The sequence below is a fragment of the Acidovorax sp. sic0104 genome, from assembly GCF_019219095.1.
In the GTDB taxonomy this organism is placed as follows: domain Bacteria; phylum Pseudomonadota; class Gammaproteobacteria; order Burkholderiales; family Burkholderiaceae_C; genus Acidovorax.
This window is the reverse complement of the sequence record NZ_JAHUWH010000003.1, coordinates 286,390-309,118: the sequence shown is the minus strand read 5'-3', so window position 1 is coordinate 309,118 and position 22,729 is coordinate 286,390. Positions and strand designations below refer to the sequence as shown.

The 22,729-nt window shown below is 66.7% G+C and carries 19 protein-coding genes; 3 read left to right on the top strand and 16 right to left on the bottom strand.

Features of this window, described 5'->3' with window-relative positions; genetic code table 11:
- Positions 1-119: 119 nt before the first annotated feature.
- The 4 genes from KW835_RS07865 to KW835_RS07850 form a co-directional block, all read right to left on the bottom strand.
- Positions 120-2,006 carry a M14 family metallopeptidase gene (locus tag KW835_RS07865; protein WP_255593369.1) on the bottom strand — a complete coding sequence of 629 codons (1,887 nt, stop codon included), beginning with the start codon at positions 2,004-2,006 and terminating at the stop codon, positions 120-122.
- A gap of 120 nt (positions 2,007-2,126) precedes the next feature.
- The gene (locus KW835_RS07860; RefSeq protein WP_218381792.1) at positions 2,127-3,293 is read right to left on the bottom strand and encodes an endonuclease/exonuclease/phosphatase family protein; all 1,167 of its coding nucleotides are present in this window, start codon (positions 3,291-3,293) and stop codon (positions 2,127-2,129) included.
- A gap of 54 nt (positions 3,294-3,347) precedes the next feature.
- Entirely contained in the window at positions 3,348-3,917 is a 570-nt protein-coding gene (locus KW835_RS07855; protein WP_370633598.1) for a nucleoside-diphosphate sugar epimerase, read from the bottom strand.
- Positions 3,918-3,960: 43 nt separating this feature from the next.
- The gene (locus KW835_RS07850) at positions 3,961-5,787 is read right to left on the bottom strand and encodes a DEAD/DEAH box helicase (RefSeq protein WP_218381790.1); all 1,827 of its coding nucleotides are present in this window, start codon (positions 5,785-5,787) and stop codon (positions 3,961-3,963) included.
- A gap of 245 nt (positions 5,788-6,032) precedes the next feature.
- On the opposite strand from KW835_RS07850, the gene ettA reads away from it, so the two are divergent.
- Complete coding sequence (gene ettA / locus KW835_RS07845) at positions 6,033-7,694, top strand: energy-dependent translational throttle protein EttA (protein WP_218381789.1); 1,662 nt, start codon at positions 6,033-6,035, stop codon at positions 7,692-7,694.
- 91 nt (positions 7,695-7,785) lie between these two features.
- Complete coding sequence (locus KW835_RS07840) at positions 7,786-10,497, top strand: DUF1631 family protein (protein ID WP_218381788.1); 2,712 nt, start codon at positions 7,786-7,788, stop codon at positions 10,495-10,497.
- A gap of 135 nt (positions 10,498-10,632) precedes the next feature.
- Here KW835_RS07840 and KW835_RS07835 read toward each other — a convergent pair whose 3' ends face one another.
- From KW835_RS07835 to KW835_RS07800, 8 genes are all read right to left on the bottom strand, one after another.
- Complete coding sequence (locus KW835_RS07835) at positions 10,633-11,985, bottom strand: TAXI family TRAP transporter solute-binding subunit (RefSeq protein WP_218381787.1); 1,353 nt, start codon at positions 11,983-11,985, stop codon at positions 10,633-10,635.
- A gap of 190 nt (positions 11,986-12,175) precedes the next feature.
- Positions 12,176-12,760 carry an EF-hand domain-containing protein gene (locus KW835_RS07830; RefSeq protein WP_255593368.1) on the bottom strand — a complete coding sequence of 195 codons (585 nt, stop codon included), beginning with the start codon at positions 12,758-12,760 and terminating at the stop codon, positions 12,176-12,178.
- A 26-nt stretch (positions 12,761-12,786) separates the two neighbouring features.
- On the bottom strand, positions 12,787-13,590 hold the full coding sequence (locus KW835_RS07825; protein WP_218381786.1) for a lectin: 804 nt from the start codon (positions 13,588-13,590) through the stop codon (positions 12,787-12,789).
- Positions 13,591-13,693: 103 nt separating this feature from the next.
- Positions 13,694-14,614, bottom strand: coding sequence for a spore coat U domain-containing protein (locus tag KW835_RS07820; protein ID WP_255593367.1), 921 nt, complete (start codon positions 14,612-14,614; stop codon positions 13,694-13,696).
- A gap of 80 nt (positions 14,615-14,694) precedes the next feature.
- Complete coding sequence (locus tag KW835_RS07815; RefSeq protein WP_339385517.1) at positions 14,695-17,112, bottom strand: fimbria/pilus outer membrane usher protein; 2,418 nt, start codon at positions 17,110-17,112, stop codon at positions 14,695-14,697.
- Positions 17,113-17,149: 37 nt separating this feature from the next.
- Positions 17,150-18,016 carry a molecular chaperone gene (locus KW835_RS07810; RefSeq protein WP_255593366.1) on the bottom strand — a complete coding sequence of 289 codons (867 nt, stop codon included), beginning with the start codon at positions 18,014-18,016 and terminating at the stop codon, positions 17,150-17,152.
- A complete protein-coding gene (locus KW835_RS07805; protein ID WP_218381783.1) occupies positions 18,010-18,609 on the bottom strand; it encodes a spore coat U domain-containing protein in 600 nt (199 codons plus the stop codon). Before KW835_RS07805 ends, KW835_RS07810 begins: the two co-directional genes overlap by 7 nt.
- Positions 18,610-18,704: 95 nt before the next feature.
- Positions 18,705-19,307 carry a spore coat U domain-containing protein gene (locus KW835_RS07800; protein WP_339385516.1) on the bottom strand — a complete coding sequence of 201 codons (603 nt, stop codon included), beginning with the start codon at positions 19,305-19,307 and terminating at the stop codon, positions 18,705-18,707.
- Positions 19,308-19,649: 342 nt separating this feature from the next.
- Here KW835_RS07800 and KW835_RS07795 point away from each other — a divergent pair, with 342 nt between their 5' ends.
- The gene (locus KW835_RS07795; RefSeq protein ID WP_255593365.1) at positions 19,650-20,165 is read left to right on the top strand and encodes an N-acetyltransferase; all 516 of its coding nucleotides are present in this window, start codon (positions 19,650-19,652) and stop codon (positions 20,163-20,165) included.
- Between the two features lie 22 nt (positions 20,166-20,187).
- On the opposite strand, the gene KW835_RS07790 is transcribed toward KW835_RS07795, so the two are convergent.
- The 4 genes from KW835_RS07790 to KW835_RS07775 form a co-directional block, all read right to left on the bottom strand.
- Positions 20,188-21,195: a P1 family peptidase gene (locus tag KW835_RS07790; protein ID WP_218381781.1), complete on the bottom strand. Its 1,008-nt coding sequence runs from the start codon at positions 21,193-21,195 to the stop codon at positions 20,188-20,190.
- A 76-nt stretch (positions 21,196-21,271) separates the two neighbouring features.
- Entirely contained in the window at positions 21,272-21,643 is a 372-nt protein-coding gene (locus tag KW835_RS07785; RefSeq protein WP_218381780.1) for a copper-binding protein, read from the bottom strand.
- Positions 21,640-22,197: a DUF411 domain-containing protein gene (locus KW835_RS07780; protein ID WP_218381779.1), complete on the bottom strand. Its 558-nt coding sequence runs from the start codon at positions 22,195-22,197 to the stop codon at positions 21,640-21,642. Before KW835_RS07780 ends, KW835_RS07785 begins: the two co-directional genes overlap by 4 nt.
- A 31-nt stretch (positions 22,198-22,228) precedes the next feature.
- Positions 22,229-22,726 carry a cupredoxin domain-containing protein gene (locus KW835_RS07775; RefSeq protein WP_218381778.1) on the bottom strand — a complete coding sequence of 166 codons (498 nt, stop codon included), beginning with the start codon at positions 22,724-22,726 and terminating at the stop codon, positions 22,229-22,231.
- Positions 22,727-22,729 lie beyond the last annotated feature (3 nt).

Below are 22,729 nucleotides of genomic sequence, written 5' to 3'. Positions count from 1 at the left end.
CCGGAACTTGATGGACAAGCGCTGGAAGCTATCTAATTAATAGCATTGCGGGCCTGACGCACCGACGCTTGCTGCCGTGCGACTCGACTGCAGGGGCCTGGAGAAGCCCGGGGCCGTGGTCAGTCGGCCTCCTCAAACACCAGCGACGGGTTGCTCATGATGCGCGCGGTGTGGGCCAATTCATCGATCAACCGATTGGCGAAATAGCTGTTTTGCGTGTCGGGTTCTAGTGCGGCCACGGCAAGGTTGGCGCGCGGCTGGTTCAGAGGCACGTAGAAGCTGCCGGCAGGCACGTCGATGGCACTGCGCAGGGGAGCCACCTGAACGCGGATGATGCCCGTGCCACCAGCGATGGTTCCGATCACATCCTGACGGTCGCCGGATTCCCGTGCGGTTTCGCGGTAGGTGTCGGCCAGTGCGGAGCCCGACTCGGCCACGCGCATCACCTGCAGGCCCAGCAGTTTGAGCCGCTCGACCGCAGCGGTGGAACTGGCAGACAGCCAGTAGCCACACGGCCGGGCACGTGTCTTGGTGGGGCGCAGCGTGAGGGAGGAGTTCCAGTCCACACGGATGGGTCGCGTGGCGCCGGTGTCAGGGTCCAGGAACTCGAGTTCGCGCTGGGTGGTCGTGGCCGCGGCTTCCACCACGACCTGGTCGCGGCAGGCCTGTGCGCTGATGTCGCGTGCCACGAAAGAGCGCACCTGTTCCAGGTTGGCGGCACGCTCGGCGGTGCTGCGCAGCGCGCTGGCGATGGCCGTGACCTGCGAATGCACCCGGCGCTGGATGTGCATCCGCCCGATGCCTACGCCGCGGGTCTCGACCAGCAGGCTCACGGTGTTCTTCAAGCCGTTGACGTTACGGCCGGTGTCGGGCTGCGTGCCTCCCATCGAGATGAGCTTGTCATCCGGGTTGTTGGAGGTGGTGTAGTACCAGTCGCTTGTCAGTCCCTGCGCCTTGAGGGCTGCGACCATGGGCTGGTAGAACCACTCCTGGGAAGCCTTCGTCAGGAACTCCGGGTAGTTGGCCGTGGTAGCGTATTGCAGCAGCGCGTCGTAGCGCTGAATGGCATTGAACTTCTGCAGGTAGCGGCCCCCGACTGTGTATTCGTGCGCGTCCAGGACGAGTATGGGGCGGTAGTCGTTCACGACCTTGGCCAATGCGCGCGCTTCCGGGGTGTTGAGCAACAGGTGGTCCCGGTTCATGTCCACGCCGTTGGCCGTCACGCGCGTGCCCGCAGCAGCGCCATCGGGGTTGGCGCGGGGAACGATCACCACGTTGATGCGGTCCAGCAGGGGCTCCAGCAGGCCTTGCGTGAGCTCACGGCTGATGACGAGCAGGGCCTCGCTGCCGGCGGGCTCGTCGCCGTGCTGCTGACCGATGAGGACGACGGTGGGCTTGCCGCTGTTGTCCAGCTGTACCGGATCGGTGCCTGCCGCGCGCGCGACCACCAGGCCCAGGAGCGGCTCGCCGCGCTGCGACATGCCAAGGTTCAGCAGCCGCGTGCGGGTGGCGCCGCGATGTGCCGGATCATCCAGGGAGCGCAGCCATTGCGCCAGCTCGGCGTTTGTGGTGAATGCGCGGCGGTCTGCCCCCAGCCCGGGCGTGGCGTAGGTCATGGCGGGTTCCGGGAACCGTGCCGCGACGGCAGCCCCATAGGGCGGCGCCAGCGGGCCTTCGTTTTGCACCACCAGCGGTGCGGACGGTGGTAGCGGGCTGGCAACAGCACCCTGATGTGGCGCCTGAAGCCCGCCGGCTTGCCCCAGCGGTTTGGGTACCGGCTTGGGTACCACGTTGCCCTGCTGCGGCCTGTTGGGCAGGGGGGCCGGCACGTTCGGGCGCGCCGTCGGGTTCGACGGCCACGGAGGCAGCGGTGTGCTGGAGCATGCGCTGAGCAGCACGGCTGCCAGGGTGGCTGACACCTTCCAGGCCGTCTGTTGTGACAAGGCGGGCAGGGGCCGGGGGGCCGAACCGCGCGGATTGCGCCGGAAAAAGGTGTACATGGTCATGGTGTGGTGCCGGTGAGGGCCGCGACAGCGGCATTGTTACGGCGATGTTACCTGCCCGTCCGGCCCGTCCTGTGTCAGCGTACATCCCGTTGCAAACGGGCGATTGACAACGTTCGGCAGCTATTGACGTTGCAGATTTGTCTGGCGGATCGGCCCCGCGGGCCTGCTCAGGCCCTCGGGAGCCGTTGGCCGGCCGGCACGTGGCGGCGCTGTGTTTTCCGGTGCAGGGAGCTGTACCGATGGTGCGCCGGTCTCCACCCGCGTTTGATCCAGCATCCGGAGCCTCAGCAGCGCTCGCACGAAGCCGTGGTCGGACCGCGAGCGGTCGCGCCCCTCGTGCAGGTGGTCATTGAAATAGTCCACCCTGCGCACATCGCCGATGCTGTTGCGGCCGTTGTGCAGGAACTCTTCACTCACCAAGATCTGGTCCAGCACGCTGGGAGTACCTTGGTGGATGTGCGAGTACGCCACGTCCTTTTTGAGCGCCGCATCGCCCTGCAACTCGTACGCGTTGAACAGGGCGACGTCGCGTGCTTCCCGGTCGTAGGCGATTTCGTTGGTGGCGCAGATCAGCTGCGTGGTCACGCTGTCGGGCGTGTCGTTGAAATCACCCAACACCACGAGAGGAACGCTGGTGCGGTGCAGCAGGTCGATGACCAGGCAGCGCAGCGCCAAGGCCTCGGCGCCGCGCATGATGAGCGAGCGCAGCGACGCCAGGGCCATCACCTTCGGGTCGCCACGGTCTTCCACAGGGTTGCCGTGCCCGTCCTGCAGGAACTTGGGGCGCTTGGATTTGAGGTGGGCGGTGAGCACATTCAGCGTCTGCCCGTGTTTCATGTGCATCGTCACCACGAGGGGAGGTCGCTCGAAGCGCGCGTGGCGTCCCAGGCCGGGCACTTCAACCTCCAGGCCCGGCGGGAACTCCGCAAACGACTGCAGTGCATCCACCTTGAGCCGAGTGGCTATGCCCACGCGCGGCGTGCCTTGCGCCCCCTGGTGCATCCCGTCGTTCTCTGCGCCGGGCACCGCCACGAAATCGTAGCGCAGCCCGCTTCGGGAAAGCGCTCCCTTGAAGGCCGCATCGTCCCAGACCTCCTGCACTGCCAGCACATCCGCATTGAGCATGCGAAAGCGGCTGCCCAGCCAGGTCAGCTTGCGGTCGAATTCGGCCTCTGTGTAAGGGTCCTGGTTTTCATAGAACATGCGCCCCGGGTTGGCCAGGTTCAGCACATTGCAGGTGGCCACCATCAGGGTGGCCAGCGGTACGGGAATGTCGTTGGGGCGCATGGAGAGCGAAGCTTTGGAGCGGCCCTGCATCATGCCTTGGGGCGGCAGCCGCCGTCACCCCATGGGCTGCAGGGCGCGGCCTGACAGTACGTGAACCCCGGCAGGCAGCGATTGCACGGCGTGCACCAGGGCATGCGCCACGTCGGCGCCCGGACGGGCCCGGTAACTGGCGGGCAGGAGGGGGTTGAGCCAGCGGGAGGCCTTGATGGCGAGCGATTCCCCGCGCCGTGGTGCCTGCTGCAGTGCCTGGCGTTCGCCGATGAGCAGGGAGGGGCGTGCAATCACGAGGGTCTCGAAGCCCAGGCTTCGCAGGTCGCGTTCGACCTCGCCTTTGACACGGTTGTAGAAAATGCGCGAACGCGGGTCGGCGCCCATGGCCGTGACCACGCCACAGCGCGTGGCACCTGCCGCGCGTGCAGCGCGCGCGGTGGCCATCACAGCGTCATGGTCGACCGCGCGAAAGGCCGTTTGGCTGCCTGCCGCCGCGATGGTGGTCCCCAGGGTGATGTAGACATCGTCCACAGGCGGCAATGCGGGCAGTGCCGCAAAGTCAACGGCGTGCAGGCGCAGCCGTGGATGGCCTGGCGCGGGGGCGCGCCGGCCCTGTGCATGCAGTACATGCACTGTTGCGGCGGGCGTTGAAGCCGCTTTGCCCTGGCGGGCAGTCTCAGCGGCCAAAAGATCCGCGAGAACCGCCTGGCCCACGAGACCCGTTGCCCCGGCCACCACCGCCACCCGAGCCTCCGCCATAACCGCCTCCACCGCCATTGCCGCCACGATATCCACCGCCTCGGCGTCCGCCGCCCATGCTGTCAACGCTGGTGCGCATGGGGTCGGGCTGGCCGCCAGCCCCATGGCCGGAGGCGCGGTGGCCCGGATTGCTGTGTCCCGAATGCGTGCCCAGGTGGGCGTCAGCGCGAGGAGGCTGCGAGTCGTCGTAGCGATGTCCGCCACCGCCACCGCCGGCACCGTAGCCACCGCTACCACCGCCAGACCGGCCGCGTGCGGGCGCCTGGCCTCCGGAGCGTGCTCCGCCGCCCCCGCCTGCGCCGCCACCAGCACGGGCGCCCCTGGGGCCGTTGGCACTGGCGCTGCCGCCTGCATTCGCGCCGCCACCGGCCCGGCCGCCACGGCCACCACCACCATTGCCGCCGCCGCCAGGACGGGGGCCACGGTCTCCACTGCCGCCACCACCGGCGCCCTGGCCGGCCTTGTTGGTGCGGATGCGCTCCATCATTTCGCTGCGCGCAGCCTTGGCGGCGGCCTGCATCACATCACGGCTCGGGGGCTTGCCCGCGCCGCCCCAGATGGTCTGGCGGCCCATGGCGATGGGCTCGGCCTTCTCGCCGGGTTCGGGTCCGAAGCCTTCGATGACCTGCACGGGGATCTGCTGCTTGGTGAAGCGCTCGATCTCCATCATGAAGCCTTCTTCGTCCATGCAGACCAGGCTCACGGCTTCGCCGCTGTTGCCGGCGCGGCCCGTGCGGCCGATCCGGTGCACATAGTCTTCCGAGACGTTGGGGATTTCGTAGTTCACGACGTGCGGCAACTCGTCGATGTCGATGCCACGCGCGGCGATGTCCGTGGCCACCAGCGCGCGGATGTCACCGCTCTTGAATCCGGCCAGGGCCTGCGTGCGGGCGCTCTGGCTCTTGTTGCCGTGCAAGGCCATGGCGTTCACGCCGTTCTTGGTCAGGAATTCGGCCACGTTGTTCGCGCCGAACTTGGTGCGGGTGAACACCAGCACCTGGCTCCAGTTGTGCTGCTGGATGATGTGCAGCAGCACCTGCTTTTTCTTTCCACGGCCCACGGGGTGGATCACCTGGGTGATACGCTGCACCGTGGTGTTGCGCGGAGTGACCTGAATGCTTTGGGGGTTCTTGAGCAGGGTGTTGGCCAGCTCGCGGATCTCGTCGCTGAAGGTGGCCGAGAACAGCAGGCTTTGCTTGTCCTTGGGCACCAGGGCCAGCACCTTCTTCACGTCGTGGATGAAGCCCATGTCCAGCATGCGGTCGGCTTCGTCGAGCACCAGCACTTCCACCGTGGACAGGTCCATGAAGCCCTGCTGCTGCAGGTCCAGCAGGCGACCGGGGGTGGCCACCAGGATGTCCACGCCGCGCTTGATGCGGTCGATCTGTGGGTTCATGCCCACGCCGCCAAAGACGACGGTGGAGTTTATGTCCAGGTATTTGCCGTACTCGCGCACGGATTCTTCCACCTGGGCTGCCAGCTCGCGGGTGGGGGTCAGCACCAGGGCGCGGATGCCCTTTCCGCCGAACTTGTTCTTGGGCACCGTGCCCAGCGAGAGGCGGTGCAGCATGGGCAGGGTGAACGCGGCGGTCTTGCCGGTGCCGGTCTGCGCGCCGGCCAGAAGGTCATGGCCCTCCAGGACAGCGGGAATGGCCTGGGCCTGAATGGGCGTCGGGGTCTCGTAGCCCGTTTCGTGCACGGCCTTCAGGATGGCAGGAGCCAGGTTCAAATCGTCAAATGTCATGTCGTTGAATGCGCCCATCCGGGGCGCTGGTATCGGCCTGTCGTGCAACCGGGGGTTGCCGAGCCAGTCTCAAGCCGAAGAGGTTCTAGAGTGGGAGCCCGGAAGTTGGGGTGCTTCCTTCGTCCCCAGCGGTGTGCTGATGCAGCGGGCAACTGGAGCCCGTCGCTGGGCGTATTGTCGCATGGCCTGATAATCGCCCTTTGAACGCAAAAATTTTTGCCAACTTTCTCGCAGGTTAGAACCCAATGGCCCAATACGTTTATTCGATGAACCGCGTCTCCAAGACCGTGCCGCCCAAGCGGCAGATCTTGAAGGACATCTCGCTGAGCTTCTTCCCGGGCGCCAAGATCGGCGTGCTGGGCCTGAACGGCTCGGGCAAGTCCACTCTGCTCAAGATCATGGCGGGCGTGGACAAGGAAATCGAAGGCGAAGCCATCCCCATGCCCGGGATCAAGATCGGCTACCTGCCCCAGGAGCCTCAGCTCAACAATGAGCACACGGTGCGCGAGAGCGTGGAAGAGGCCATGGGCGAAGTCTTCGCCGCCAAGGCCAAGCTCGAAGAGGTGTACGCCGCCTATGCCGAGCCCGATGCCGACTTCGACGCGCTGGCTGCCGAACAGGCCCGCCTGGAAGCGGTGATCGCCACGGCCGGCACAGACTCCGAACACCAGCTTGAAATCGCCGCCGACGCGCTGCGCCTGCCCCCGTGGGATGCCAAGGTCGGCCTGCTGTCCGGCGGCGAAAAGCGCCGCATCGCGCTGTGCCGCCTGCTGCTGTCCAAGCCTGACATGCTGCTGCTCGACGAGCCCACCAACCACTTGGACGCCGAGTCCGTGGACTGGCTCGAGCAGTTCCTGCACCGCTTCCCTGGCACCGTGGTGGCCATTACCCATGATCGCTACTTCCTCGACAACGCGGCCGAGTGGATCCTGGAACTCGACCGGGGCTACGGCCACCCCTACAAGGGCAACTACAGCACCTGGCTGGACCAGAAACAGGCCCGCCTGGAGTCCGAGAACAAGGGCGAGGAAGCCCGCGCCAAGGCCCTGAAGAAGGAACTGGAGTGGGTGCGCCAGAACGCAAAGGGCCGCCAGGCCAAGAGCAAGGCGCGTATCGCCCGCTTCGAGGAGCTGAGCGACTACGAATACCAGCGCCGCAACGAGACGCAGGAAATCTTCATTCCCGTCGCCGACCGCCTGGGTACGCAGGTCATCGAGTTCCACAACGTCACCAAGTCCTTTGGCGACCGTGTGCTCATCGACAACCTGTCCATGACCATTCCTGCCGGCGCCATTGTCGGCATCATCGGCCCGAACGGGGCCGGTAAATCCACGCTGTTCAAGCTGATCGCCGGCCGCGAGCAGCCCGACAGTGGAGAGGTCGTGATCGGCGCCACGGTGAAGATGGCCTTCGTGGACCAGCACCGCGATGCGCTGTCGGATGACAAGACCGTCTGGGAAGACATTTCGGGCGGCCTGGACATGATCAACATCGGCAAGTTCACCATGGCCAGCCGGGCCTATGCCGGACGCTTCAACTTCAACGGTGGCGACCAGCAAAAGAAGGTGGGCATGCTCTCCGGCGGCGAACGCGGTCGGCTGCATCTGGCCAAGACCTTGATCGCTGGCGGCAATGTGCTGCTGCTGGACGAACCCTCGAACGACCTGGACGTGGAAACCCTGCGTGCGCTGGAAGATGCTCTGCTGGAGTACGCCGGCACGGTGTTGGTTATCAGCCACGATCGCTGGTTCCTCGACCGCATCGCCACCCACATCCTGGCCGCCGAGGGTGATAGCCAGTGGACATTCTTTGACGGCAATTACCAGGAGTACGAGGCCGACAAGAAGAAGCGATTGGGCGAAGAAGGGGCCAAACCCAAGCGCATGCGCTACAAAGCCCTGAAATAAGCCATAGGGTGCGGGTTTAAAAGGCCTGAAAGAAGCTTTCAGGTCAAGTAGGATTGCATCTGGAAACCCCTCGCCCGATTCTTCCCCCACCATGTCCCAGCCTGCGTCTCATCCGAGAACTGTTTTCCGCGCCTGTGTCGTCAACGCCGTGCGCGGGGGCGAGGCGTTGATGCAGCAGTTGGTCAAGGTGACGCAGTCTGCCTTGGCCGAGGAAGAATCGGTCGTTCGCAATATCCAGCAGCGCAATCTCCTCAGCGACAGCCTGCGCCTGCTCAACCAGCACGAGGGAGCCCTCGTGAAGGGCTATTCCATGGCCTTGCTGGAAACCTTCGCCGAAGGCCCGTCCATGGCCAAGGGCCGCAGCTCGGCAGAAGACACCGGCATGGACTTCGGCGAACTCTCGCTCCTGGACGAGAACGAGATGCAGGCGCAGGTCGAACTCTCCAAGGCCCAGCAGTCGGCCCTGCACGCGACGGACGCCGTGCTGGCCGAACTCAATACCCTGGTCAGCTCGGCGCAAGGGCTGCGCAGCGTGCAGCCCGAGCGCAATCCACTGCGTCCTGAAAGCTACATCCGCGCTCTCCAGCAGGTGGTTGGCGACACCGGCGTGTCGCCCGAGGTGCGGCAGTTGTGGATGCAGCACATGCGCGATCTGCTGGGCAAGTTGCTGGTCGAGGAGTACCGGCGCACTGCTGCCAGCCTGCGCGAGCATGGCGTGCAGCCCGTGGGCTATGCCGTGCTCGGAACCCCCTCGGGCAGCGCGCGGCCCGGCCCCGGGACGGGTGGCTATTCAGGAACCGGCTACGGGACCGGGTACGGCAGTGGCCCCGGAACGGGGTACGGCACCGGATACGGCACAGGCTACTCCGGCTACGGCCATTCGGTGCAAGGGGCCATGGACCCGGGCATGGGCGGCTATGCGCGCGGGGGCGCGGGGCCTTCGACCGGGTGGAGTGGAGATTCCCAGCAAGGCGGCATGCCCATGGCCGCCGAAGAGGCCATGCTGACGGTGGGCATACTGCGGCAGATGCTGGCCGGGGGGGACCCTTTCGACCCGCGCAACTATGCCGCCATGCCAGCCATGGGTGTACCGGTCGAGGCGGCCGTGCCGGCGAACGGCGTGTATCCGTCTCAATCGGGTCACAGCGGGCCCGCGCCGGCTGCAGGTGTGGCCGCAGTGGCGGGCTCAGCGGCTGCCGGCGGCTACTACCCGGCCAATGCTGCGGCAGAGGCGATGGAAGACATGGCGCAACTGGAGCGCCTGGTTGGCCGCCTTGCTGGCGGATCGGTTGCAGCAGGGGTGGCGGCGGGCAGCGTGAGCCAGCCAGGATCCCTGCCTGTACCCTTGTCCGGCTGGCGTCTGCCGCCGGGCGTGGCGCCCGTGGCGTATGCCACGGTGCCCATGGAAGGTGCGACCCAGTCCGCCGTCGTCGCCATGGAAGTTGTGGGGCGCATGATGTTCAACATCGCCCAGGACGCCCGGCTGCTGCCGCCTGTTCAAAAGGCCGTGCAGACGCTGGAGCCGGCACTCAAGCAACTGGTGCAACATGATGGGCGTTTTTTCACCGAAGGCACTCACCCGGCCCGACGCCTTTTGGACGAATTGACCCAGCGCAGCCTGGCGTTCACCACCGAGACCGCGCCTGGATTCAGCAGCTTCATGCGGCTGCTCAAGGGCGCCGTCGATCACCTGGCCGCTTCTGACATCAAGGATGCGGGACCGTTCGACACAGTGCTCAAGGCCTTGCAATCCGCTTGGGACACCCAGGAGAAAAAGCTCAAGGCCCATCAGGAAGCGCAGCAAAAGGCGCTGCTGCATGCCGAGCAGCGCGAGATGCTGGCCGAAAAGATTGCGGCAGACATCCGCAAGCTGCCGGGCGTCGGTGGTGTGCCGGCAGACATCCTTGATTTTGCAGCCGGCCCTTGGGCCGACGTGGTGGCATTGGCTCAGGTGCTCAAGCCTTCCGATTCCGAGGACGAAGACCCGGGCGGCTATCTCGCGCTGGTGCCCGTGCTGCTGTGGAGCGCGCAGCCGGACCTCTCGCGGCAGGATCCTGACCGGCTCAATGATTCCATTCCCGGTCTTCTGGCCAAGTTGCGCAAGGGGCTCAAGACCATCGGTTATCCTGCCGTGCAGACCAGTGCGTTGCTGCAGCGGCTTGTGGGCCTGCACCAGGAGGCTTTCGAAAAGCCCGCGCCCGTGGTGGCAGCCAAGACGGCCCCCCTGCCCGAACCCGAGGTGGAATCGCCTGTGGAAGCGGTGTCCGCGCAGGAGGATGTAGCGCCCACGGACTCACCGGCAGTGCCCGAAACAGCCGATCTGGTGCAGGGAGAAGACGTTCAGGCGCCGGTGGCGTCTGCGCCCGATCCTTATGCAGACTTCGTGATCGGTGCCTGGGTGGAACTGGTCACCAACGGGCGCGTGGTGCGCACGCAGCTGACCTGGTCCAGCCCCCACGGCACGCTGTTCCTGTTCACGGCGCCCGATGCCAGCACGCAGTCTATGACACGGCGCATGCGCGACAAATTGGCATCCGAGGGTTCGCTGAGGCTGATTCCCACGCCGTCCCAGACGACCAAGCCTGCTGGTGCCAGAAGCACGGATGCAGGCGTGGCCGACTCCGGCTCGGACGCTGATGCGCGCCGCTCGGCGTCATCGTCGCGCACGCCATCCAGCTCCAGGATGGCGGCGTTGTCGAGGTCGGCTCCACTGTCCAAGTCCGCCCCACTGTCGCGGTCGGCTCCGATGTCCAAGTCGGCACCCCTGTCCCCCAGCGGCAAGACTGCAGGCAAGGACCGCTGAGCGGCGCATTGTGCTCAAGGCATGCATCCAGGCATGCCGACTGGCTATCCAGTTCTGCGGTGACGGTGGCACTGAAGACGCTGCGTCCGTGCTCCTTTCTCCCGCGAGCGACCCTGCCGCGGCAACCGTCTCGGTCTATGCGCCCTGCGCGGCAGGGCCTCCGGCCTGCAGGCGCAGCAGCTTTTTGCGGATCAGGTGGATGTTGCTGCGCAGAGCGTATAGCTCGTCCGCGTACGACAAGGGCACGCTGACCTTCTCGGCCTGCGCTTCCAAAGTGTCCAGGGCCGTGATCAGGGTGGCGGGATCCGACCGCCCCGCTTCCATGTCGTTCTCGATCTCGCGCAGTCTGCCGTACCAGCGGAACACGCGCGAGCGCACCCGGAACTGGTACAGCGGCGGGACCACGCGGGACAGCGGCAGCATCACGGCCAGCAAGATGCCCAGCACCAGCCACATGCGTTCTATCAGGTTGGCAATCCAGAACGGCAGGTAGCGCTGCAGCATCGGCACGGGCTCGTTCATGGCGCGATCGCCTTCCTTGGCGATGGGCAGCTCGCTGGCACGCGAGTTGGGGAACTCGCGTGCTCGGTTGAACCAGCCCGAGCCCCCGTGCAGCTTTTGTGCGTTCTGGGCAAACAGCGTGAGCAGCGCCGGATGCGTGCCGTCGCGCGCCAGCAAGGATGTGGTGGAGGCCACCAGCCGCACGTCCCGCGTCGGCACATTGGCCGCCAGGTCCACTACGCCGCGCGGCAGCGTCACGGGCGTGAGAAACGGAAAACGCCGGGCATAGGCCTCGTGCTGCGCGAAGTCCAGCAACTGCACCCCTGGCGTTTGCAGCAGCATTTGCACCATCAGCGACTCGGGCGCGGATGCGAACACCAGTGCGTCGAGCCTGCCTGCCAGGAAGTCCATGGTGGCCGGTGTCTGTTCCAGTCGCACCATTTTCACGGCGCCAGGGTCGACCTTGTTGGCTTCCAGCAGCGTTTCCATCAGCTTGGGCACGCCGCTGCCTTCGGAGCCTACGTTCACCCGCCAACCGCGCAGTTGGCGAAGGCTGTCGAGCCGGGGCGTGTTGTAGTGGCTCTCGGCAGCATCGGTGCGGTAGAACACCCAGACGGGTTCCACGAAGAGGCTGCCCAGTGACAGGGGCTGGTCGGCATCGTCGGGCAGCAACTGGGCCGTGCCGCCCTGCACGAACGCCAGATCGGCCTTGCCTTCCCGCAGCAACTGCAGGTTCTGCGAAGAGCCGTCGCTGGGCAGCAGCACCACCTCGATTCCGTCCACCGCCAGGGCTTTCTGATAGCGCTTGCCGAACTCCTCGTATGCGCTTTGTGCTGGGCCGGTGGCCAGCGTGACCTTCTTGGGCGGGTTGGGGTTGAGCCACCAATAGGCGAGCATCAACAGGCCCACCGCCAGGAAGGCCAGCGGCCCCGCAGAGGCGATGAGGTCGCGCAGTGTCAGAAAGGTGTTTCGGAAGGCCTGGGGCATGGGTGGTCGGTGTAGAGATCGGCGCGTGATGGTGGCAGTGCCTTCACTGCATGGGCGCTGGCTGCATCTGCCGCGTTGGCGGCACCTGCGGGTTCGATGCTGGCAGGGACAGTCCGGCAGCGCTGCATCGCTGCATCGCTGGCCGCAGGATCACGATTATCCCGTGGCCTGGGGAGCGGAAAAGCCCTGGCTACTGCTTGCCGGCGCGCCGCTGGCGTTCGTAGGTCACGCACTCCTGGATCGACAACTCGTCGTTTTGGTTCGTGTCCGCAGCCTCGAAATAGGCCATGCGGGTCTCTACGACCTCCTTGAAGGACAGCTTGCCGTCACCGTCCTTGTCGCTCGCAGCCAGACGCTTCAAGCGGCCCTTGCCGATGCGCGGCACCTGGGCCAGTTGTGCGAGATTCACGTAGCCTGCAGCGTCGGGTCCGAGGCTGTGCCAGCTTTGAACGATGTCCTGGTGAAACTCGTCGAGCGACACGGTCCCGTCGTGGTTCAGGTCTGCGGCGGAGCAGATGGCCTGGAGACGTTGCCCGCGTGATTTTGCGGCTGGCTTGTGGGCGTCGCCCGGCGCGGCGGCTGCAGGTCTCTGCGGCACTGCAGGGGATGAGACAGGCGCATCGGCCGCGTGCAGGCGGGTGGACACTGCCATCCCCGCCACGGCAAGGGCAATGCCAAGGCCAATGGCCCTCCGTCCAAGATAGGCCTTGCGTGCGGCCATGAAGGGCTGCACGTCACGGCTTGCGGTGGCTGCTTCAGAGTGGGGCATGTTCATGGTGCTTCCTTCCGGTCCTTCTTGTGTTACCACCACCAGCGCTGGCTGGGGCTGCGGTTGCAGGACCACACCATGGCGGGTGCTTCCGGTCGGAGGCGGCCGTCCTCGACGTCCAGGCACTTGCCGTTGAGGTTGCTCACGATCTGGCCGCCGCGCGTACCCCAGCTCTGGCTGCGCGACCCGGAGCAGGACCAAAGCACCACCCGGGCTCCGTCACGCGGGTCACCGCGGTCCACATCCACGCACAGGTCGCGCACGCGGATCTCGCCGCCGCGTCCCACGGCAAACCGCTGGGAGGCAGTGCCATTGCATTCGTATACCTGCAGGGTGGTGCCCGGCTGGAACTTGCCTCCCCGCACATCCAGGCACAGGCGTCCATCCACACGGATCTCGCCACCACGGCCGCCGTAGCCGGGGTCCGGGTACTCCGGGCGCCGGTCGTCGTCATGCCGGTTGTGGTTGGCCAGCAGTGCAATGCCTGCGATGGCCGCAACCGCGGCGACGGCCGCTCCGGCGTTGGAGCCGCTGCCGTTGTTGCTGCCGGCGGCGTAGCTGTGCGACACCTTGAAACGGCCGCCGCAGCCGCCGTTGGTCCAGAGTTCGCGGTTGGTGAGGTCATAGCCCCAGGTGCGGTTGAAACGGCAGGCGCCTTGCGTCTGCTCCACCAGGTCGACCTGGGTCACGTCGTCCGCCAGGCGGTAGGAGTTGTAGCCGCCGCTGGAGCGCAGGTCCACCAACTGGTCCTGCGTCTGGGCCTGGGTACCCAGGGGGTTCACCAACAATGGCAGGCAAAGCAGCCAAGCGTGTTTCCGAAAGGCCGGGTCGTTCATGGTTCTTCCTTTTCGCAGCGATTGTGGCAATGCAATGCCCCGGTGGACCGGGGCGGTGTACGGTCGGGATATTGTGATGCGGTTCGCGGCCTCCTGGCAGGTTTCAGAACTGCACATCGACTTTCACGCTGTCGGTGTAGCTGCCTTGCGGCACTGCGGGCTGGTCGGCATAGATGGTGGCGGTGTACGGAATCACGTGGGGCGTTAAACCATCGGCCAGGCCCAAGTTGGCAACGCGCGCGCTGCCCAGATGGCCCCAGACGGACTGGTCCTGCCGAAAGATGTTGTACTGCAGCCGATTGGCTCCGCTGGCCATCTGGCGCCGGGCGCCGCTGCCGTAGATGCCCGGGTCCAGCCCTACCGTGTAAGCCATTCCCTTGGTGCACAGCAGCGTGATGTTCTGCGCCACAGTGTTGAACGCGCCGGGCAGGGGGGCAGTGCCGAACTGCACGTCCGGCGCTGTGATGGTGCAGTCGTTTGTCACGACGAGCGTCACGGTGATGGTGCGGTCCACGCTGCCCGTGCGCAGGTTGCCCACACAGGCATTGGCCACGGCGATGCCTTCGCAGATGTTGGCGTATGTCCAGTTCACGGTGATGTTGTCCGTGTACGTACCGGCAGGCACATTGGCACCCGTGAGCGTGGTGATCTTCAGGTTGATGATGGCCTGGTTGTTGCTCAGCAGCGACACCACGTTGCTGCTGTTGAGGTCGATGATGAGCAGTCCCTGCGTGAACGTGCCACCGCCCACGGGCGTGAGCTCGTAAGGCACGGTGATGGCGGTGTCGGTGGTTTTCTTGAGGGTCAGCCCCGTGGTGGCTGTGGTGATCTTGGCCTTGAGCGCGGGCGTCGAGAGCACGGCCAGTACCACGGTGCCGCAACCAAACCGGAAATCCGCCGTGGTCGTGATGGGGGTGCCCGTGCGCACCCGTTGCGAGGGGTGCGACCCCAGTACGCCGCTGCTCTCCACGGGGGTGCACACCGCCGCCGCCGGCAGCGAGCAAATAACGAGGGCGAGTGCCAATGCCCCACGCAACCAGCGCCACGTGGATGCCTTCCGTGCGTGAAAAAAAGGCTGCCAGGCCAGCAGTACACGGGTTGGTTTCAACGCTGGGCTCCTTGGGGCGGGGGGCTTGCGGCCTTCGCACATCGAACGACGAAGTCTCGTGCCGCCATGTAGTCGGCCTCGCTGAATTCCGCCCGGCATTCGGGGCCTTCGGGCGTGCGCACCACCAACTGGTTGTGGGGGTGCAGCACGGTGAGGTACACCACGCCATCCCATCCCACCACGGTGTGCATGCCCCCGGGCGTGTGGTGCACCATGCTGCCAGCCGGCACAGGTTTGGCGTCTTGGTCCACCAGAGTGATGGTGGCCGTGCGCATCTTGAGCACGGGCAACTTGACCAGCATGCCGGCATTGCGCGAGACGGCCATGCGCCGCTCCAGCGCCGGGATGTCAACGTCGGCCGGCAGGGTGAGCGGGTCCACGGCATAGCGGCCTGCGTAGTACGCGGGCACGCTGGGCACCAGCAGATAGCCCTGCGCGTTGGTGTAGCCGGCCAGCTGGTTCTCGTACATGATGGGCACATCGGGCATGCCCTGGGTGGACACCAGGGCAAAGCCGTCGTGCACCCGGTTGGCCGCAAACAGATGACCATCCATCATGCCCAGCGACCCGGCCATCCCTCCCCACTGCATGGTCTGGCCTGCGCTGGTGCTCACGCCGCCCTCCAGGGCCAGCGTGCCGTTGCGGAACTGCACAGCGGCCTGGCCGTATCGCTCGGGCCCCCCGGACAATGTGTGCGACGCGTTCCATCCCCAGCCGCCTTCGGTCGGCAGGGAGCGCTGGTAGCTGGCGTAGGTCTGAGTGGAGCCGTGTGTCTTGCCCGACGCCACCTGCACGGTGGAGCTGCCGCCCAGGAAGTATGTCAATTGAAGGCGCAACTGGTTCTCGCCGGTCTCCAGCGTGCGTCCGGCGGTCACGGTAAGGTAGGTGTTGCTGCGCAAAGGAGCGCTGTAGCTGGCGAATGCGATGCGGCTGCGCTCGCTGCGGGCGCTGCGCGTGTCCAGCCAGCCGGCCGTGACGGCTCCGTTGCCCAGCGTCCAGCTGAGGTTCAGCTGGCGGGTGCGCCGGGGCAACTGGTAGCGGTCGTCCGCGTAGGTGCTGGCGTCGCCAAAGCGGGCCGTGCGGCCACTTTGCTGAATGGAGACCCCAGCGCGCTGCGTGTTGTACTGCCAGCCGGTGCTGTATTGCCAGCCGCTGCCCGATAGCGACGTGTAGCCTCGGGTGATCGACGCATTGGCGATGCCCATCATGCCGAGCCCCGCCAGCCCTCCAACGCCCGCCACACCGAGGCCTTTGCCTACCTGGGCCTGGGCTTCCAGCGTGATGCGGTCCGACAGCCCCTGGCGGTACACGCCCGTGCCGACAGGCCGACCGTACGAGAAGCTGCGCACTCCGTAGTCACGGCGCAGGGCGCCCAGCGACAGCGAGTAGTCCGTCCAGCCCGGGCGCAGCAACTCGCGGTGCACGTAGAACGGGATGGTGGTGTACACCTGCCGGCCCAGCGCATCCGTCGTGACCACCGAAGCCGTTCCTGCGCCGCTGACCAGCGGCATCTCGCTGAGCGTGAAAGGGCCGGGCGCCACCCGGTGGCTGAATGCCTTGAATCCGTTGAGAAACAGGTCCACGGCGGATGGCACGGCCGCCTGCCCGGCGAACTGGGGCAAGGGGTAGGTGACGAGATCGGGCCGCACCCCGAAGTTGCGCGACCATTGCACCCCGCCCAGGCGTACCGAGGTGCTCCAGGGCAGTGCGCCGGTGACGATGTCTCCGTAGATCGCCTCGCTGGCTGTCCCCGTGTCGGTACGCGTCCAGCGCGTGTCGAAACGCACATACCCGCGGCTCGCGTCACGCACCTGCATGCGCACCAGTCCTGTGTTGGAAACCACGCCTTCGGGGCTGAAATAGCGCTGCTCCGACCACACGGAGGTCAAGGAGTGCCTGCGCGAATGCGTGCTGTAGAGGTCGTAGTTCAGCAGCCAGCCAGTGCCGGCGCTGCTGCCGGGGAACTCCTGCGGCGTTTCGTCCGCCAGCCGCTGCATGGGCAGCCACTGGGGCGGCACGGACAGCAAAAGTTGCTGCGTGAGCGGCTCGTATTCCAGTGTCACCCCGGGCAGCCGGTTCACGGCCAGGCGGGTGTTGCGCGGCTGGCCGTTGTGGATATGCATGCGCCGCAGGGTTTCGGCTTCGATCTCGAAGTCGTCCCCGTTGTGCACGACCTCCACCAGTTGTCCCTGGGCCTGGCCGTTGACCTGCACGTCCAGATACAGCAGGGACGCACCCGGCGGTGGGGACCGAACAGGTCCCGGGGCGTCCCGGGCGGGCTGGGCCGGCACGGTGGGCGGAACCGCCAGAGCATGCAGTCCCGGCGCGCCTGCGGGCACCGGATTCGATGCAGGCGCTGCCGGTGCGGTCACGGTGTCGGCGGATATCTGCGCTGGAACGAGGGTGCTTGCCACCAGCGCACGCCCGGCTCGGACCCACAGGGATGGCCGCTCATTCCGCACCACGGGGCACAAGGGTCTCATGCCCGTTGATGTTCGCCTTGAGCACCGGGTCGCCGGGCGGGGGCGCTTCCAGGTCCCATTTCATCTGGCTGTTGGGCAGCACGTAGCCCATCAGCCCTTCGTTGACGGTGATGTCGGGGCGCGGCGCCCGGGTGCCCCAGCGCACTGCGGTGATGCGAGCGTGGCCCCTGCCCTTGTTGCGCACCACCAGGCGGTGCACCTTGCCTTCCTTGACCGTAGTCCAGGTGAGATCGGGCGGCAGCGGCTTGCCCTTGCCGCTGCGCAGCGCCTGGGAATGCGTGGCCCTGAAGGGCTGCGCGCCGCTCCCATACACGAACAGGGGTATGGCGTAGCGCACCTTCAGCCGGATGCCCATGCCGGCTGCGTCCTGTGTGGTGGCTTGCGCTTCGTTGTCTGGCGCAGGCAATTCGTCGATGAGCACGCGATAGGCCACCTCCAGCTCCGGCGGCACGGGGTGCGACGCGATCAGGCGGATCATCTGCCGCTTGCCAGGGGGGATCACGCTGATCGGAGGGCTGGCCAAGATCTCTTTCTGGGACGACAGAAACTCCTCGCCCTCGGTCTGGCTCCAATCCATCACGCGGACCTGCAGCGATACCGCAGCCACGCCCCGGTTCTCCACCCACACCGCAACCGCCTGTTGCTGCTCGGTGATCATCGGGTCCACCGGCCAGATCATCAGCGGAGTCGCCGCGCGGGCTGGCGCCGCGCACGCCATGACAAGCCACAGGGTGCACAGCCAGTACCGCAGCGCATTGCGGGCGGTGGTGCCGGTGGAGGAGTCCGCGTGCTGGCGCATGCGCCATGGATGGGGGAGTCCGCTGGGGGTCACCATGACAGGGTCACCTGCACGGTATCCGCATAGATGCCCGCTGCCGCCGTCGCGCCTGGCAGCGTGGCCGTGCCACGCACTGGCAGGGCCAGTGGCGTGGCGTCGATCACCAGGCCCACGGGCACGTTGGGAGCGAGCAGGGCGGGAGTGCCCTGTACGAGCTCCAGGTCGTAGGGCACGTACTTGCCGGCGCCGTTGGACATGCGCCGCTGCGCTCCCACGCGGTTCTGCCCGCCATCGACGCTGATCTGCACCGCGGTTCCCGGTGTGCAAACCAGCTTGGCTTGGCTGCCCATGCTGCTGCCCGCCATGGACTGCAGGGCGCCAGACTGCAGGGCCGGATGGCTGCCGAAGTTGATGCTGCCGAACGGAATGCCGCTGACCTGGCCGGTGTTGCCCGAAACGGCGCAGCCCCTGACCACCGAAGCCGACACCGAGAACGACGGATTGGTCGGGATGGTGGCTGCCAGCGCCGCCACCGGAAGCGCCACCAGCGCCAGGCGCAATGCCCGCACCAGCCAGGGCAATGGCCGCAGCACCGTGGGACGGTCCGCGCGTGCCGGGGCCGCTGCACGCACCTGCGTGTGGTTTTTCATCTGGATCTCCCTGTGGCTGCTGGCTGCAGGCCTGGTGTGGCTGCCGCCGGGTCGTGCGCCCGTCCGTACGGTGCGGTGGACGAGGCGAGAAAGAATCAGTAGGTCACGGTGACCTGCAGCGTGTCCGTGTACATGCCCGCCGGCAGCGCGGTGGCATCGGTCTTGTTGATCTGACCGTAGATAGGCAGCGCAAACGCCGCTCCATTGGCTGGCACCGCGATGCCGTTGATGGCGGACGCGAGAGGGTAGACCTGGCTGTGCCCCGAGTCGCGGTAGACGTCGTAGGGAATGTAGGCGGCGGTGCTGCCGTTGCGCATGGCCCGTGTGCCCGCCCCAATGCTGCCGCCCAGGCCTGCATAGTTGCCCGGGCCGACCTGGATGCTGATGCCGAGGACATCGGGCGAGCACACCAACTGCGTGGGCCCCGACACGCCCTCGCCACCCGAGGCTGTGGCCTGCACCGTACCGGTGAAGGTACTGGGTCTGGTGCCGAAGTCCAGCGTGCCGAAGTTGACTCCCGAAGCAGCGCCGGAACTGCCGGCGATCATGCAGCCCGCCGTGAGCTGGATCTGCGATTGCAGATTGCCCGTCAGCGTGTCAGCACCGGCAGGACATGCCCAGGCGAAGCAGGCCAGGACGATGCCGGCCCCCCGCCGCATCTGCCCCGTTGGCTGCTCCTGCGCCCAAATGTCTGTCACTTTGGATGAACCAGTCCGTCGTTGCGCCTGCCGCGGTGCCTGCATCGCCGTCTCCCCAAAAAAGTTGAAGAAGAAAACGCCAAGACACACGTTACGCGCGCCCTGCGTGGTGAACCTGTTCAACCTCAGGTTGCACTGCAAAGGTGCGCTCGTCCAGTTTTTAATTGATAGTTGTGTAGATCTTTGGCTTTTTGTAATGTCTTTTACATTTTTTGGGCAATTTGTCGCTTGTGCTGGAGCGGACTTGGACTGCCGCTGACCTCAGCCAGGTGTCGCACCCGCGAGGGCAGTGCCGCCCGGGCCGGGGACAGGCCGCGGCGCTGGCGCTGCACAATGCGCAGCATGCTCATCACACTTGCCGGCCCGCCGCAGCACGAGTCCCTGGTGGACCTGCTGTGTGAACTGAACGCCTACTACCGCCTGCCAGGTGACCCTCAGCCTGCGGCCACGCGCGACGCGGTGCGAGCCCACCTTCATGGCCGCCTTCTGGCCGCTGGCTCGCCGCTGTATCTGGCCGTGGCGGCGCGTGCCGACGGCACCCTGGCGGGGTTGGCCGCCGTGGTGCTGCTGCATTCCCTGGTGGACCCGGGCGCTGACAGTGGCGGGCAATGCCTGATCAAGGAGCTGTTCGTGAGCGAGCGCGCCCGTGGCGAGGGCGTGGGGCGCGCCCTCATGGCCTGGGCCGCGCGGTTTGCGCTGGAGCACGGCTGCGCCCGCATGGACTGGAACGTGAAAGCCTCCAACCAACGGGGCATCGCGTTCTACGAGCGTCTTGGCGCGGGGCTGGTGGCCGACCGGCTGAGCTACCGGCTGGGACACGCCGGCATGCAAGAACTCGGCGCTGCAGGGCAGGGGTAGGGTAGGCAGCACCCGTCCTGTATCAGCCCAGGTCCGCCGCGCAGGGCAGGTAGAGCCCTTCGGCCGTCGTGATTGATCGCGCAGCCCGCGCCGCGCGCGCGGTGGCGATGGCCGTGGCTTCCGCCGCCATGGTGGCCAGCACCATCATCCCCAGGCTCTTGCCGGCGCGGCCGGTGCCCAGGCTGAAGAGCGTGTCGCCGTCGGACATGGTGTGTACCGGGTTGATGCTGCGCGCCAGGCCGTCGTGCGCGGCCACAGCCAGGCGGTGGGCCTGCACTTTGGTGATGACGGCGTCGGTGGCCACCACGCCGATGGTGGTGTTGGTGCCCGCCAGCAAAGGCTGGGGCGGGTCGCCGCGCAGCAGGGCGCGGCGCGTGTCGCGAAGGCGCAGGCCATCGTCGCTGCGGGCACCGGCGATCACCTGGGCGGTGTCGGGGTCCACCACGTCGCCCAGCGCGTTGCAGGCGATGAGCGCGCCCACGGTCACGCCGTCCACCGTGACGGACGCCGTGCCGATGCCGCCCTTCATCGCCCGCTGTATGCCGAAGATCTTGCCCAGGGCCGCGCCCGTGCCCGCGCCCACATTGCCTTCGGCCGGGTCGGCGGTGGATGCGGCGTCGCATGCGGCATAGCCTGCCGCTGCATCGGGGCGGATGCGCATGTCGCCCACCAGCAGGTCGAACAGCACGGCGGCCGGCACGATGGGCAGGCGGCCTACGGCCACATCGAAGCCGATACCGCGCTCCTCCAGCCAGCGCACCGCGCCGCTGGCAGCATCGAGCCCCCAGGCGCTGCCGCCGGCCAGCACGATGGCGTGGACCTTGTCCACCAGGTTGGAGGGGTTCAGCAGGTCCGTCTCCCGGGTGCCGGGGGCCGCGCCGCGCACGTCCACGCCGGCCACGGCGCCGTCGCGGGTCATGATGACGGTGCAGCCCGTGGGGCGGCGGGTTTCGGTGAAGTGGCCGACCTCGATGCCGGCCACGCGGGTGATGCTGCCAGCGTCGCCAGCCAGTGCGTGTGGAGAACTCATGGCCGATGATTATGGTGCCCATGCGCAGCGCGGCTCTTGTGCCGCATCAGGTGCCCTTGCCGCGTGCGGAGCCGCTTCAGGGCGCTTTCTCGATCCGTTGGACGTGGTATGCACCGTTGGCCTGCTCGGCCCGAAAACGTACCTTGTCCCCCGGTTTCAGATCGCCCACCACACTGGCGTCCGCCACGCGGAACACCATGGTCATGGACGGCATCTCCAGGTTCTTGATCTCGCCGTGTTTGAGGGTGAGGCGCAGGGTGCGCGGGTCCCAGCGGGTGATTTCGCCTTCGCTCAGCTCTGCCTGAGGCGCGGGCGACGCGGTGGCTGTGGGGTGGTGGCTGCCGTGGCTATCTGCGGCAGCCCCGGCCGGGGTTTGCGCGAAGGCAGTCCCTGCAACCAGGACGAGCAGGCTGGCAGCGAGCGGGATGGAGAAGCGATGCTTTTTCATGCCGATGCCTTTTTGTTGTAGCTGTTGAACACGCGCGTGCTGCCGTCGTGCGCCACCAGCAGCACGTCGTACGGGTCGCGCCGGTCGCCGTACACGGCGCCGTCCATACCCGGCGAGCCCACGGGCATGCCGGGCACGGCCAGGCCCAGGGCCTTGGGTTTTTGCTGCAGCAGCTTGCGCACGTCGCTGGCGGGCACATGGCCTTCGACCACATAGCCGCCCACCAGCGCGGTGTGGCATGAGCCCAGCTTTTGCGGCAGGCCCAGGCGGGCGCGCACGGCGTTGTTGCCGGTGGCGTGCACCTTCACGGCAAAGCCGTGGGCCTGCATGTGGTCCACCCAGTCCTGGCAGCAGCCGCAGTTAGGGTCTTTCCAGACCTCCAGGGGGGTGGCTGCTGCCGTGCGCGGGGTGGCGCGCACGGCGGTGGGCAGCAGGGCGATGGCCAGCCCCGCGCCCGCCACGGGCAGTGCGGCGGCAAGCCATTGGCGGCGCGTGGGCTGGGCGCGGGATGTGCGGGATGTGAGGGATGTGAGGGATGTGAGGGGTGTGTTCATGGTGTTGTGACTCCAAAGGGCCCGGTGCGGGTCATGGCTTGCGCGGCAGCACGGTGATGGTCCCGGTCATGCCCGCCTGGTAGTGGCCCGCGATGAGGCAGGCAAAGTCGAACTGGCCTGCGCGGTTGAACTGCCACACGATGTCGCCTTTCTTGCCTGCGGCCACATGGGCCATGTAGGGCTCGTCGTGCTCCATGCCGGGGTGTCTGGCCATCATCTCGGCGTGCGCGTCCAGTTCGGCCTTGGTGCCGATCACGATCTCGTGCAGCACCTGGCCTTTGTTCTCGGCGCGCAGCCGCACGGTCTCGCCCTCGCGCACTTCGATGTGGCGGGGCGTGAACCGCATGTCGTCGGTCATGCGGATGGTGATGGTGCGGGCCGCCGCCTGGGCCTCGCCTGCAATCCCCCAGGGCTTCTGTTCCTTCACCAACGGTGCATTGCGGTTGTGGTGGGGCGTGTTTTCATGCCCGAAAGAGGCGTTTGCGCCCGCCAGTAAAGCGAGAGTAGCTATGAATTTGATAGTTTCCATGGG